The organism is Actinoplanes xinjiangensis (genome assembly GCF_003148685.1).
Classification (GTDB): domain Bacteria; phylum Actinomycetota; class Actinomycetes; order Mycobacteriales; family Micromonosporaceae; genus Actinoplanes; species Actinoplanes xinjiangensis.
The window spans coordinates 1-13,817 of the sequence record NZ_QGGR01000036.1; the positions used below are offsets into that span (position 1 = coordinate 1).

At 68.2% G+C, this 13,817-nt stretch carries 13 protein-coding genes; 6 read left to right on the forward strand and 7 right to left on the reverse strand.

Translation table 11 applies throughout. The annotated features are described in order from the left end of the window. Nucleotides 1-219 precede the first annotated feature (219 nt). From BC793_RS42855 to BC793_RS42865, 3 genes are all read left to right on the forward strand, one after another. Entirely contained in the window at nt 220-1,071 is an 852-nt protein-coding gene (locus tag BC793_RS42855) for a universal stress protein (RefSeq protein WP_109602382.1), read from the forward strand. 55 nt (nt 1,072-1,126) lie between these two features. Continuing rightward, the gene (locus BC793_RS42860) at nt 1,127-1,609 is read left to right on the forward strand and encodes a universal stress protein (RefSeq protein ID WP_203896597.1); all 483 of its coding nucleotides are present in this window, start codon (nt 1,127-1,129) and stop codon (nt 1,607-1,609) included. Between the two features lie 111 nt (nt 1,610-1,720). Continuing rightward, nucleotides 1,721-2,611 carry a universal stress protein gene (locus BC793_RS42865; protein ID WP_109602383.1) on the forward strand — a complete coding sequence of 297 codons (891 nt, stop codon included), beginning with the start codon at nt 1,721-1,723 and terminating at the stop codon, nt 2,609-2,611. A gap of 7 nt (nt 2,612-2,618) precedes the next feature. Here BC793_RS42865 and BC793_RS42870 read toward each other — a convergent pair whose 3' ends face one another. Then, nucleotides 2,619-4,115 carry an alpha/beta fold hydrolase gene (locus tag BC793_RS42870; protein WP_158319546.1) on the reverse strand — a complete coding sequence of 499 codons (1,497 nt, stop codon included), beginning with the start codon at nt 4,113-4,115 and terminating at the stop codon, nt 2,619-2,621. Between the two features lie 254 nt (nt 4,116-4,369). Further along, complete coding sequence (locus tag BC793_RS42875; RefSeq protein WP_249037417.1) at nt 4,370-4,684, reverse strand: cupin domain-containing protein; 315 nt, start codon at nt 4,682-4,684, stop codon at nt 4,370-4,372. Nucleotides 4,685-5,282: 598 nt separating this feature from the next. On the opposite strand from BC793_RS42875, the gene BC793_RS42880 reads away from it, so the two are divergent. Further along, on the forward strand, nt 5,283-6,284 hold the full coding sequence (locus BC793_RS42880; RefSeq protein WP_109602386.1) for an Acg family FMN-binding oxidoreductase: 1,002 nt from the start codon (nt 5,283-5,285) through the stop codon (nt 6,282-6,284). Nucleotides 6,285-6,296: 12 nt separating this feature from the next. Here the strand turns inward: BC793_RS42880 and BC793_RS42885 are convergent, their stop codons facing one another. From BC793_RS42885 to BC793_RS42895, 3 genes are all read right to left on the reverse strand, one after another. Then, nucleotides 6,297-7,811, reverse strand: coding sequence for an alpha/beta hydrolase family protein (locus tag BC793_RS42885; protein WP_109602387.1), 1,515 nt, complete (start codon nt 7,809-7,811; stop codon nt 6,297-6,299). Nucleotides 7,812-7,909: 98 nt separating this feature from the next. Then, nucleotides 7,910-8,653 (reverse strand): GAF and ANTAR domain-containing protein, encoded by a 744-nt coding sequence (locus BC793_RS42890; RefSeq protein WP_239170642.1) that lies wholly within the window; start codon nt 8,651-8,653, stop codon nt 7,910-7,912. A 17-nt stretch (nt 8,654-8,670) separates the two neighbouring features. Then, nucleotides 8,671-8,931, reverse strand: a complete 261-nt coding sequence (locus BC793_RS42895) for a hypothetical protein (RefSeq protein WP_109602389.1) — start codon at nt 8,929-8,931, stop codon at nt 8,671-8,673. 474 nt (nt 8,932-9,405) lie between these two features. On the opposite strand from BC793_RS42895, the gene BC793_RS42900 reads away from it, so the two are divergent. Continuing rightward, on the forward strand, nt 9,406-10,497 hold the full coding sequence (locus tag BC793_RS42900) for a YihY/virulence factor BrkB family protein (RefSeq protein ID WP_109602390.1): 1,092 nt from the start codon (nt 9,406-9,408) through the stop codon (nt 10,495-10,497). 403 nt (nt 10,498-10,900) lie between these two features. Further along, nucleotides 10,901-11,146, forward strand: a complete 246-nt coding sequence (locus tag BC793_RS42905; RefSeq protein ID WP_109602391.1) for a hypothetical protein — start codon at nt 10,901-10,903, stop codon at nt 11,144-11,146. Between the two features lie 60 nt (nt 11,147-11,206). Here BC793_RS42905 and BC793_RS42910 read toward each other — a convergent pair whose 3' ends face one another. Both BC793_RS42910 and BC793_RS42915 read right to left on the reverse strand, forming a co-directional pair. Continuing rightward, a complete protein-coding gene (locus BC793_RS42910) occupies nt 11,207-12,340 on the reverse strand; it encodes an IS30 family transposase (RefSeq protein ID WP_203896600.1) in 1,134 nt (377 codons plus the stop codon). Nucleotides 12,341-12,566: 226 nt separating this feature from the next. Then, nucleotides 12,567-13,814 carry a TIGR02679 domain-containing protein gene (locus BC793_RS42915; RefSeq protein WP_109602392.1) on the reverse strand — a complete coding sequence of 416 codons (1,248 nt, stop codon included), beginning with the start codon at nt 13,812-13,814 and terminating at the stop codon, nt 12,567-12,569. Between the last annotated feature and the right edge of the window lie 3 nt (nt 13,815-13,817).

Genomic DNA, 13,817 nt, shown 5'->3' on the forward strand with positions numbered 1-13,817 from the left:
CTCGCCGGCATCTACCTGCCGCCCCTGCAGACCCTGCTCGGCACCCAGCCGTTGGCGATCACCGACCTGCTCATCGTCACCGCCGTCGCCGGACTCGGCTACGCCGCGATCCGCCTCGACCGCCGACTACACACCACAAAACGACCGTCACCCACACCCTGACCCCGACCCGCACGGCCGACCCGGCCGTGTTCCCTGAACGAAGCACAGGAGGCAGCCATGGCCGGCCCACCGATCCTCGTCGGCGTCGACGGATCCGCACCCAGTCTCGACGCCGTCGACCTCGCGATCCGCGAAGCGGCCTTACGCGACCGGGCGGTCCGCCTCGTGTTCGGCGATACCTGGGCTGATCACCCCGCGTGGGCGGGCAACGACCCTGCCGCTGATCTCGCCGCCGGGCTCTTGTCCGAACCACAACAGGCCATCCGGGACGCCTCCGACCGGGCGGCCGCCGCACAGGTCCCGGTGACCGGGGAGATACTGGCCGGTGACCCCGCTACGGTCCTCATCCGCGAATCAGCCCACACCGACCTGCTCGTCCTCGGACACCGCGGCCGGGGAGGCTTCGCCGAACTGCTGCTGGGCTCCGTCGCGATCAAGGTCTCCGCGCACGCTGCCTGTCCCGTCATGATCACCAGAGGCGCGGCGCCGGACAACGGCGACGTTCTCGTCGGTGTGGACGGCTCTCCCTCCGACGACGCCCCACTCGGCTTCGCCTTCCACGAGGCAGCCCTACACGGCGCCGCCGTACGAGCGCTACACGCGTGGGACCGGCCCCATCTGAGTAACCCCGCGTTGCTGCTTCAGTACGAGACCGGGCCGGAGAGCGCCGCACACGCCCAGCTACTGACCGACGCCGTGCAGGGCTGGTCCCGTAAGTACCCCAACGTCACGCTGCACCGGGAACTGACCACCGGCCGCCCCGCCGACGCCCTCGTCGACGCCAGCCGGCACGCCCAACTCGTCGTCCTCGGCGCCCGCGGACACGCACAGCTGCCCGGCCGGCGCCTCGGATCGGTCAGCCACACCGTGCTGCACCACACCGCCTGCCCCGTCGCCATCGTCCGGTGATCCATCACCGACCCGCGATGTCGCATACCACCAGACGGGGCCGGCGGCCGACCTCGTGTACCACCACACCGATCAGGAGACCGACATGACAGACGAAAACATCGACCCCGCCCACCGCATCGTCGTCGGAGTCGACGGTTCGCCGGGTTCGAAGAAGGCACTGACGTGGGCCATGAACCAGGCCCACCTGACCGGCGCCACCATCGAAGCCATCACTGCCTGGCAAGACCCCGCCCAATTGGGAACGGCCTACGGATGGACGTCCGTCGCGTTCGAAGGTGACACCTACGCCACCACGATGGTCAAGGCCCTCGACGACACCATCGCCGAGGTCACCGCCCAGATGACGCATCCCGTCACGGTGCTCGCCCACGTCGTCGAAGGCCACCCCGCCGAAGCCCTGGTGCAAGCTGCCACGGGCGCAGAGCTACTCGTGGTCGGCAGCCGCGGACACGGCACCTTCGCCGGCCTCCTGCTCGGCTCGGTCAGCCACCGGTGCGTCCAGCACGCGCCGTGCCCGGTCATCGTCGTCCGGTAACCGCATCGAGCAGAGTCGCCGCCACACGTGCGGGTACGCCGCAGGTCACCGGCCGCCTGCCGGCGCGACCCGCCGAACCCTCCCCACCACAGCCACCTCGAAAGGTCAGCGATGAACACCGAAGCTGGAGCCGCGGTCGTCGTAGGCGCGGACGGATCCGCAAGCAGCCTTGCCGCCATCCGGGCGGCCGCAGTTGACGCCGTCGAACGGGGACGACCGCTGCGTATCGTGCACGCCTTCATCTGGGCAGAGCTCAGCGGCCCTGACGGCGGCATCGTCTACGGACCGCATGACACGCGCATGCGAGCCGACGCCGAACGCATCCTGGCCGCCTCCCTCGTCGAAGCCGAGAAGGCCGCACCCGGTGTTCACGCGACCACAGCTCTGGTCGACGGGAACCCGGCACCTGTGCTGCTGGGCGAGTCCCGCCACGCCGTGCTCCTGGTGATCGGCGACCGGGGACTGGACGGATTCCGCAGCCTGCTGCTGGGCTCCGTCGCTCTGCACCTCACGACCCACGCCGCCTGCCCCGTTCTGGTGGTCCGTGGCCGGGACAACGCCACCGGGCCCATCGTCGTCGGTGTCGACGGTTCAGCAGGATCCGCATCCGCCGTCGGATTCGCCATCGAGCAAGCGGCACGGCGGAAAACAGGCCTTACCGCTGTTCGAGCGTGGGACGCCTTGGACGTCTGGGGCCAGAGGGACACCATGCCTCTCGTATCCGATCCGGGCGACCTCGAGGCTGAGGAGCACCGCGTCCTGAGCGAATCGCTGGCCGGCTGGGGGCAGCGATATCCCGAGGTAACCATTCAGCAGGAGATTGTTCGCGGCCGGCCCGCGGCGGTTCTGATCGAACAATCACAGCATGCTCAACTCCTGGTGACCGGCGACCGAGGGCGGGGCGGCTTCGCCGGACTGCTCCTGGGATCCGTCACCCAGGCTGTGCTGCACCATGCCGACTGCCCCGTAGCCGTCGTGCGGTCGTCTCGGGCCACCGTTTGACGTCGGTCTACGTCTGCGGGAGCACCGTCGTGGTCATGACCTGGTGGAACAGGTCGGGCCGTTCGAACAGACTCCGGTGACCGGCCGTGTCGAACACGATCATCTGCTTACTCGGCGCCTTGAGCTGCTGGAACCATTGCTCGGCGAGGCTCGCCCGGCCGGGTTGTTCATGTCGTCCCTGCACCAGATAGACCGGCACGTCCAACACCGGGACCTGGGTACGGAAATCGATGTCCTGCAGGTGGGGATACAGCACCGCGAACACGTCCAGCCATGCCGGCAGGTTGTGGACCTGCTCCATCAGGCTGTACTCCGGGACGAACAGGTTCTCGGCGAAGCCGCCGGCGCCTTCGGCGTTGGGTGTGTGGTCGTAGGGGTGCACGGCGTCGATGCGGGTGAGGGCGGGCTCGTAGTCGAGGATGTCGGCGTACGGCGGGGGTCCGCTGGCGGTCAACGTCTCGGCGAGGGTGGTGTCACCGGTGCGGCGGGCCCAGGCCAGGGTGTCGGCGTAGAACAGTCGGTCGGTCTCGCGAGGATCGACCATCTGCCCGGTGCCGACGAACGCGCGGTACAGCTCAGGATGGCGCTGCACGGCCAGGACTCCGAGGATCGTGCCCCACGAGTTACCGACCACGTAGATCTTGTCCTGGCCGAAACGCTGTCGCAGATATTTGGTGACCTCGATCGCGTCGCTGACCGCCCGGTCCAGGGTCAGCGTCGCGGTGGGTTCGAGGTTGTCGGCGGACTTACCGGCGCCACGCTGGTCGAAGGTCGCGACAGTGAAATCCTCTTCCAGTAGTTGCCCGTGGCGGCGCATCGCTCCGATGTCGGACCCACCCGGACCACCGGCCAGATACAGCAGCACCGGGTTCCCTATGTCGGCGCCGCGGATCATCATCGCCAGGTCGTGGCCGCCGACCGGGACCCGGATCAGCTCCGCGACGCTGCTGCCACGGGGCTTGCCGTCAGGGCCCAGGATCTGTTCGGTGCCTGCCGGCCGAAGGATCGCAACGGTCAGACCCAGCAGCCCCACGACGAGCAACGCAGTGACAACGCGGCGCGTCCAGAGTCCGGATTTGGACCAGCCGCCCCGGACCAGGGCATCCCCGGCGAGGCGACGGGCTGCGGCGGCACCGAGGACCCCGCCCAGCAGCATGGGCACCAGCGCCAGGACGGCGTGCAGACCCCGGCCGAGCACCAACGCGACAAGGCCGTACGTGCTGCCGGGATGGATCCCGTCCACCATCGGACCGACAGTGCCCATTCTGGCGACCTCGAAGACCACCATGAATGCGACCGGGCCCAGCAGCATCGCCCACCGCGACCGCAGCACCACCCCCGCGACAGCGCCGACCAGCACACCGGCGACGATCGCCGCCACTGCCTGCGAATTGGTCACGGGACCACGTGGGGTCCACCAGGCAGCCAGCAGGCCGTACCCGCCGGCCGCCAGCACGGCGACGGCGACGGCGATGCGCCGGTCTCGCCATGCCGGTCTCACCACGGCCCGCAGGCGGCCGGCGCCTGTCGCCTGCGCACGGATCCCGGTGTGTGGGTGGTGAGCCGGCTGGGCTGCGGCCGAGGCGGGCGGGGTTGCGCCGCGGTCAGCAGTGGCGTCGTTCTTCACGCGGGGCGCCATGGCATTCACGTTCCTCAGCAGGTCGTGGAGCATGTTTCACGGCTGAAACGCCCGCGAACTGACATCGGTCGGCGCCGTCGGATTTCAGGCCGGCGGGTGGCTGACGGTCACGCGGCTGGTCACCGTTTGGCCACCGTGAGCAGGACGGCGCTGTCCTCGAGCGCCTCGAGGGCGTGCCGGGCGTCCGGGATGATCAGCAGGTCGCCGGCCTCCCCTTCCTCCGCAGCGTCGCCGGCGGTGAGGCGGACCCGGCCGTGCAGGACGTGCAGGGTCGCCTCACCCGGGCTCTCGTGATCGTCGAGTCGCCGGCCACCGGTAATCGCGATGAGGGTTTGCCGGAGAGTGCGGGCATGCCCTCCGTACACGGTGTGGGCGCTGCGGCCACTGGCAGCGTCCCGGGCCATTGAGAGCTGTTGCTGGATCAGTACGGTCAACGACGTGCGGTCCATGAGTGAGGGCCTTCCGGTAGGTCAGCGACGATCCGGCGGCCGCGTATCGAACACACCGGTTCAATGCCTTCAGCTGCGGTCGTTCGACCCTTCGGGTATGGCTCCACCGGTGCTGGGGCACGGTATATGCCCCGGTCCTCGATGGCGTTTCCCCGGGCGACGCAGCGCCCACAACCACATTGAGCCCCATGTTGGACAGATGCCAGCCAGTAGCCGCGTCGTGGTTGTCGCAGCAGATCAGGAAGCACGGAGCGTCGCCCCGACACAGTGAAGACATCGACGGCGACGGGCTGACAGCCACCGGGGTCCAGAGCGACAACCTCACCGTACGCGCATTTCGCCGGGGCCGGCACTTCGGTCGCGTGACGATGAGGTGACCACGCGACGCGCTGCCGGCGTCGTCGGGCAGGCGTAGGCTCGGGGTGTCCCCCTGGACCCCGGCGACGGGCATTCTGCCGCTGTGGGTACCTCGACGCCGCAGCAAACCGGACCCCGATGCGGCGACTCACCGAGGCCGCGACCAGCACCGAACCTCCGTCGCGCCGCGGCAGACACCAGGACCGACACCGAGAGGACGCCTCTCATGGACATCGACGCGCTGACCCACCCCACCGACCCGCAACTCGCCACCCACGCACTGACCGAAGCGGCAGCCGCCGCCGGGTATGCACCATCGATCCACAACACTCAACCGTGGTGGTGGCGGCTCACCGGCAACACTCTGGAGCTACGGCTCTCACCGACCCGGATCCTGCAGGTCACCGACCCCGACGGACGCCTGGCGACCATCAGCTGCGGCGTCGCCCTGCACCACGCCCGCATCGCCCTCAGCGCCCAAGGCTGGCACGCGACCGTGACCCGCATGCCCGACCGCACCGACTCTGAGCTGCTCGCCCGGCTCCACCTCGACGGCCGGGCACCGGTCGACCCCGCCTCCGTAGTCCATCTGCGGACCATCCCGTTGCGGCACACCGACCGCCGCCCGGTCACCAGCACACCCGTCGACCCGGCCGGCCTCGCCGCCATCACCGCCGCCGTCGAGACACAGGACACACACCTGCACACGCTGCGACCCGACCAGGTCCTCGAACTGGCCGCCGCCACCGAACACGCGCAGCGCAGCGAGGCCGCGGACCCCGCCTGGCAGGCCGAACTCGCCTACTGGACCGGCCCCGCCCGCCCGGCCGGCACCGGGATCCCCGACGCCGCCATCCCCCAGCGCGCCACCCGCACCACCGTGCCGAGCCGCGACTTCGGCCACCACGGTGACCTGCCGGTCAGCGCCGGACACGACAGGATGGCCGTGTTCGTCATGCTCTACGGCACCGCCGACGAACCCCTTGCCTGGTTACGGGCCGGTGAAACGCTGTCCGCCGGCTGGCTCACCGCCACCGAACACGACATCTCCGTGGTACCGCACAGCGCCCCGATCGAAGTGATCGCCACCCGCCAGGCGATGCGCGCGATGATCGCCAGCATCGGCTACCCCTACCTGGTCCTGCGCCTCGGCAGCACCGACCCGGCCGACACCGGCGCGGCGCACACCACCCGGCTCCCCACCGAACAGATCATCGACCACGCCTGAAACCCACCGACATCATGGCTGTCCCGAAGGTGGGCGGACGTCGACCGTTGCCTCCGGGATCAGCCGCGAGGCCTCGTCCAGCAGCGGCGACGTCCGGCCACGCAACACCTGGTCGAAGAACGCCACCGTGTACGCGTTGACGACCGCGAACCCACGCCGGCCACCGATCGGCCCGGTCAGGCCGAGCTGTTCCGACGCGGGCAGCCAGTACGGCAGGTCGGTGAAGTTGACGTGGAACAGATCCGGTATCTCCACGTAGTACCCGCCACCGGACAGCTTCGCGTACGCGGCGCGCATGGTGTCGAGCGTCGTCGCGATGTCATGCTCGGTCCAGCCGCCGGACTTCCGGCGCTCCAGCCGCATGGTCTCCGCATCCCGCGTGAGGAACATCGTCGGTTGACGCAGGCCCGCCGCGACGACGTCGGACGGCACGGGATCGTCCATCACCAGGCACGCCTTGAGCCGGGCGTCACGCAGGCACGACTCGGCCGCGACCCGGCCACCGAGCGACACGCCGAACACCCCGGCCCGGCCGAGATCCAGGCGACCCGTGAGGATGCCGTACGGATCGCGTGTGTCAACGCGGGTGAGCTCGTCGAGGGCGAGTCGCACGTCCTCGACGAAGTACGGGACGAGGCCGTCGGGCTGTGGCACACCGTTGAGGGCCGGCGTGGCCGGCTGGGGCTCGATGCTCTGGTCGACGAGCGGGCCGATCTCGTCGATCGGTAGGTTCTCGATCCGCCGGCCGTCCGGGAGCCGGACCGTCGCGACGACGCCCGGCTGGTCGAGCCCGACCACCACGTACCCGTGCGAGACCAGTTCCTCGATCTGGAACGTGCTCACCGACCGGAACCCGTACAAGCCGGAAAGGAACACGAGCACCGGGTATCTGTCCTCGTCCGCGGCGACCGGCGCGGCGGCGACGGCGTTCGTGGTGACGTACCGGAAGTGGCTGAACAGGAACGGTGGCAGATCGGCCAGTCGTGCGGCCGCGGAGGTCACCGCGCCGGCGTCCGCGATGTACGGGGCGCGCTCGGCCCCTGGCGCCGGCGTCGCCGGGTACCAGACCTGCGCCATCACCTCGCGACGGTCGGCCGGATCAGCGGTGAGCAACTCCGGCCGGCTCCGGTCCACCCAGTGGTACGTCACGGTGCCGATGCCGTAGCGGCCGGTCGGGGCCGGGAAGTGAAACACCGGCACGACCACCGGCAACGCCACCGACGGGACCAGGACGATCACGCACCCCGCCAAGCCGGCGATCCTCGCAGTGCGGGCGATCCACCCGCGTAGGTGCAACCGCCCCGCCGTCGCCCGACGCAGGAGCCAGGCTCCCGGTAACGCCAGTGCCAGCGCGTACCCGGGGACCACCTGCCACCGGAACCCCTCGGCGAGGACCTGCACCACGGCGACGATGGCCGGAACAGCCAGCAGGTAACCCGTCTGCCGGCGTCGGCGCATCCTCGGCAGGGCAGTCACGAGGAATCCGATCAGATTCGCCGCCGCCAGCATCGCTTCGACCGGTCGCATGAGCTCACCCCCTCTACCGGCCCTGCTCGCCGACCCCGGGTCCGGCCCCTCGTGCGGCTAACCAACCGGAGGGTCCGCGTGCGGCTCAGTGCTCGCGGTCAGACGGTCAGCTTGTTCGGATCGGCGAGCATGTCCTGGGCGGCATCGGTCAGCTTGCGGTTGGTGCGCCGAGCGAACCCGCGCAGCACGATGAACGCCTCGTCGACCGACAGCCCGCGGGCCTGCGCAATCGCCCCCTTGGCCTGCTCGATGACAATCCGGCTGTTGAGGGCGCCTTGCAACTGCTCGGTAAGCACCTCGCCACGCCGGATCGCCCGCTCCTGCAACAGCCCGATCGCGGCCACATCGGTGAGCGCCTGCACGACCTGCACATCGGCTTCCTCGAAAGTGCCGCCGGCAGTGTCGCCGAAGACGTTCAACGCACCGATGACCTCACGGCGCACCCGCATCGGAAACGCATGCACCGAGCCGAAACCGGCAGCGAGGGCGTGCCGGGTGAAGTCGGGCCAACGCTCCCCCGCACCCTGCAGATCTTCGTTGACGACCGGCGCTCCGGTACTGAACGCGTCGAAGCAGGGCCCTTCTCTGCCCTGTACCTGGAAGATCTCCAGAATCCGGGCCCGCTCGTCGGAGGCCGCCATGAACTGCAACCGGCCGCGCTGGTCGGCCAGCAACAGACCGACCGCGGACGCGCCGACCAGGTCCGCGGTGCGCACCGTGAGCATGTGCAAAAAGTCCAGGAGGTCGAAGTCATCCACCAACGTGTCGGCGACCTCGACGAAAATCTTCGAAAGCCGTTCGGCGGATACCGTGCTCATTGGTGCCTCCCAGGCATTCGACATCTAGTTACGCTATTCACTCAGTCCTGGTCCAATCGCACGTTACGCTCGATGGCGTCACGATCGACATCGATCAGACGGCGATCTTCCGTGTACGCGTACGCACGGATCCGGGCCATCGCCTCAGCAAGCGTCCCGCCGATCTGGATCATCACCATGCCCTGCGCGTGGAACAGCTCGACCGGCCCAGCCATCGACTCCCCGGGTGATGGCCCGCCACCGCCCCGCTCCTGACCGTCGAGCAGGATAGAGACGGCCTCGTCGGGCGAGCCCGAACGCACGGCTCAACTCAGCGGCGGACAGCGGGCCCGGCTCGGCCCGGAACCCCGACCCAACCGGCTGACAACCGGATCAGCCGGCCGCGGAACCATCGACACCCAGATCACCGCCGGGCAGCAGACCGGCATCCGGGACACACCCGAGGTAGCCCACGGCGCCACTCATGGCCGCACCCTCCACCAGAAGGAGGCTGCCGGGGTCCGGGGCAGCGGAACACGTCAACGTGCCGCTGACCCGCAAACCGTACCGCAGAACATCTGGAGCTACCTCGCCAGAATCAGGCGACCAATCGAGTGCACGGGCGCCGGCCCGGGTTCGCCATCACCTCCACCAGCGTGATGGCGACCGCCGACGCGCACGCGGCTTCGTCGATGCAGGCCCCGGTCGCCAGCGGCAGCGCGGCCGGTGCCGCAGCGAAGACATTCGGGCTTCCGTGCCTCGCCGGCACACCCCGACTGTTGTAGTAAGAGGTACTTATGAGCAGCGAGCCCGGTCGTGTCGACAAGTTCCAGCGTAAACATGCCTGGGCAAGCTTCCCGCTTGCGGTGTTGTACAAATTCTTCGACGACGAAGGCAACTACCTCGCCGCTCTGATCGCCTATTACGCGTTCGTGTCGATGTTCCCCTTGCTGCTGATCTCCACGACGATCCTGGGTTACGTCCTGTCCGGCAACCCGGACCTGCAGCACCGCATCCTCACCTCCGCGTTGAGTGAGTTCCCGATCGTGGGCAGTCAGTTGCAGGAGCCGTCCCGGATCGGCGGCGGTGCGACGGGTCTGGTGATCGGCGTTCTCGGAGCACTCTATGGCGGTCTCGGGGTGGCTCAAGCCGTGCAATACGCGATGAACACGACCTGGCGAATCCCACGCAACAACCGACCCAACCCGATCAAAGCCCGCGGTCGCAGCCTGCTTCTGCTGGGCACCGCCGGGCTGGCCGCCATCGGGACCACCACGCTTTCCGCCTTCGGCAGCGGCAGCGCTGGATCGCTCGGCGGCGTACTGAAGATCCTCCTGCTCGTAGCGGCGGTCCTCATCAACGCAATGGTTTTCGTCTTCGCGTTCCGGCTCGCGACCGCCCGGCACCTATCCGTGACGGACGTTGCACCCGGCGCGATCGGCGCGGCGATGGTCTGGCAGTTGCTGCAGACCTTCGGAGTGGCCTACGTCGAGCATGTGGTCAAGGGCGCCAGCGCCACCAACGGCGTTTTCGCATTGGTACTCGGCTTGCTCGCCTTCTTCTACATCAGCGCGGTCGCGGTAGTCCTATGCGCCGAGATCAACGTCGTCCGCGTCGAGCGGCTCTATCCCCGCGCACTGCTCACCCCGTTCACCGACAACGTCGAACTCACCAGCGGCGACACCCGCGCCTACACCGACCAAGCCGTCTCCCAACGCAGCAAAGGCTTCGAAAACATCGACGTCACCTTCACCAAGCCCACCCCCACCGTCGAGGACCAGGACATTTCGACCGCTGAAGATGAAGTAGCCATTGATATGTCGCCACCCATGGGCCGACCGGCCCGGCCCACCGAGCACCTACAGCCAGATCGACCGGCCGAGAAGTAGACCGACGCCTGGCTCCGGCTGCCTGTCGTGGTGAACTCGATGCACCGGCTGGTGCGGGTCCACCGAGGGCTGGCCGCAACGGCCCACGAGGCGGTCGGGGCCTTCCGCTCGCTGCCTGCCCTGCCGCCCACCGCGGGCATCTCAGCCGCCCGGTGGGACTACCGCGGACAACCGGGGACAACCGCAGCCAACTTCCGCGCCACGCCACCAACCGCAATCATGAATTCACCGGCCCCGGAAAATGGGCGGATTCCGGCGGTCGTCGCAACACTCCAGGTGAGCAACTACGAGGCTGAGCTTAGCGAGGCCGGTACAACGCCTTCAGCGGGCGGACCGCCGCTGGCCCGCAAGACGCGCGGATCGCGGCAGATCCGGATGTAGGAGCATTGGCTACCGTGCCGGAATGACCACCGACCCCCGCGAAGTAGCTCGAACGCTTGATGACGCACAACGGCAGCGTGCGCGCCTTCTCATCCAACGCCTCAAGGATCCGACGTTGCCAGATGAAGCCGGCGCTGAGCTTCTGGATGAGCTGAAGAAGATACTGCTGTATCCCAGAGTCAGCGATCTTCTGTTCTGGCGCACGCCCGAACTCACCGAGGACGAAGCCATCGACGAGGCGTTGCAGTATCAGCCCTTCGTCGGCTGACCAGCCGGTGAACCACCGGGCACCACGGCCACGCGCTCTTCGGTAGTTGAGTAAGTGTGATCATGCGGCCTCTGCGAGCAGGCGGGTGAACCGCTGAGCGGGGGTGTCCCAGTCGAGGATCTTGCGGGGGCGGTTGTTGAGCTCGGTGGCCACCGCGGTCAGGTCTTCGGCGGTGTGCATGCTGAGGTCGCTGCTCTTGGGGAAGTACTGGCGGAGCAGGCCGTTGGTGTTCTCGTTGGAGCCGCGTTGCCAGGGGCTGGCTGGATCGCAGAAGTAGACCGGTGTGCTGGTGGCTGCGGTGAACTCGGCATGCCGGCCCATCTCGACGCCCTGGTCCCAGGCGAGCGACTGTCGCAGTCCTGCTGGAAGGGCCGAGAACGTGGTGATGAGCCGGTCGCGGAAATGTGCGGCGTTGCGGCCCTGTGGCAGGTGGACGAGGAGGACGTAGCGGGTGGTGCGCTCGACCAGGGTGCCGATGGCGGTCCGGTTGTGTGCACCCATGATCAGGTCGCCCTCCCAATGACCGGGCAAGGCGCGGTCCTCGGCGGTGCCGGGCCGGTCGTGAATGCTCTGCGAGCGGTCGGTGAACCGCGGTGTCCGCTGCTCGCGGCTGCGACGACGCTTGCGATAGGTGCGACCCGTGCGCAGCAGCGGCAAGCGACTACGCGTCAGACCGCCGCGATCGGGCCGATACAACGCCTGGTAGATCGTTTCGGGCGTTAGCCGCAGCTCCGGCCGGTCAGGATACTGCGACGGCAGGGTCCGGCAGATCTGCTCCGGGCTCCACCGCTGATCCAGCAGTTCTTGGACCAGCTCACGCAACTCGGCGCTGGTTCGTAGCTTCGCCGGCTTGGGTCGTGGTCGGCGGGCCGCAGCACGCTGGTGGGCGGCGAAGGGGTGGTAGTCGCCGGTTTCCGGATCGCTGTTGCGATTGATCTCCCGACTGATCGTGGACGGCGCTCGGTCCAGCAGTGCGGCGATCGTCCGGCTCGAGCTGCCAGCCCGGTGCTCATCGGCGATGGTGATCCGCTCGGACTCGGACAGGTAGCGGGTCGAGACGGCCCGCTTCGGCGCAGCGATCGGCGCATAGATCCGTGACTCGCCGTCTGCGCTGGTGATAGTGCGGCCGTATCGCCACCGGGTGCCGGTACGCCGGTTGATCCCGACTTTCCGGCATGCTGCCGAGTTGTTCATGCCCTGCGCCATGAGGCGAAGGTAGTGATCACGTTTTGCTTGCTCCGGGCCGGCACCTGGTGGCTTACGCGGACGACGGGGCTTGGGCACGGCAACTCCTGAACGGGTCAGGTGTTGCGACGACCGTTAGAACCTAAGCCGCCCTGGTGGGGCCAAATACAACCGCCATAGCCATACCCGACCGCACATTTCAAAAGACTTTTGAGTGGGCGTCGCGCCATCCGATTCAAAGACTGTCGCCGTCGCGGTCTTCTGGCGCCAGTGGCGGAACGGTCAGCTGGTCGAGGATTCGTGCAACGACGGCGTCATGCTCTTGATAGACCGGAGGAATGACAGCGGTCCGGTCACTGCCGTGGATTCTGGTGTCGACCCGGGGCAGGGGCGGTGGGTATAGGCGTGCGTGAGCCACGGTCTCTTCGTCCATCGCGATCAGTTGGGCGCCGTAGGTGGCTGCGACCGCTGCGGCGATCTGGCGGCCGGCGGGATCGATGTCGCCTGCGTACCGGAGGGTCACGCCGTGCTTGGCGGCGAGTTGGAACAGCATGTGGTCGACGGCGCGGAGTTGACCGCTGGTGCAGGCGAGAGGTTGCCGGTTTCCGGTGGTGTAGGCGATCTCGATGATGGACGGGTTTTCCACAACGGTCAGGATCTGCGGAGCGAGCCGGGGCGGGTGTTCGACAAGGTCGAGGAGGGTGAGCGCTACCGGCGCCGGTGACTCGCGAAGTCGCCGATCAATGGGGCCGTCGCCGCTGACAGCAACATTGAACAGCAGGACGGTTGCCGAGAGCCGGTCGGCGATGACGCCGTTGGTAGCCAGAAGCGTGCGGATGAGGTCAGGTCGTGTTGGTTCGGGTAGCCCGGCACGTTCAGCAATTGCGGCGACTAGCCGGGCGCCATTGAGGGTGTCGAGGTCGAAGTAGTGCGGGTCGCCGGTGATGTCGTGGGCGAGTTTGGGCAGCGGGAGCGGTGGCCGGGCGGGGAGTCCCTGGAGTGCGGCGGCCAGGGCGGCGATGCTGTGGCGGACCGTGGTGTCGTCTTCGCCGACTCCTGTTGCCCGGATTCTGGCGAGTAGTTGCGGGAGTTCGGGAAGGTGTTCGGAGGCGTACTGCGACAGCTGGTCTCGTCGTGTGGCGGCGGCGAGGGTGGCTGCGCTGCGGTCGATGACCGGGGTGCCGACGGCTTGCTCCACCAGATCGGCCAGCTGTGTTGGTTCAAGTTGAAGTAGGCCGAGCAGTTCGCGTAACGGCACGGTGGCGGTGTCACCGGCGGTGGTGACGGCTGATGTGCCGCGTCGGCGACGGGTGGTCGTGTCGAGCCAACTGCGCAGTTGTGCGATTCCGGCGGGGTTGAGGCCGGTGACGCGGACGGCGTTAATCGTTTCGGGGCTGGTGCCGGCGCACAGGCGGCCGTGGATTGCGCGCCAGAGTGGGAGTAGGTCGGCGTCTTGTGTCAGGTAGGTCAGGTCGGCGGTCAACGG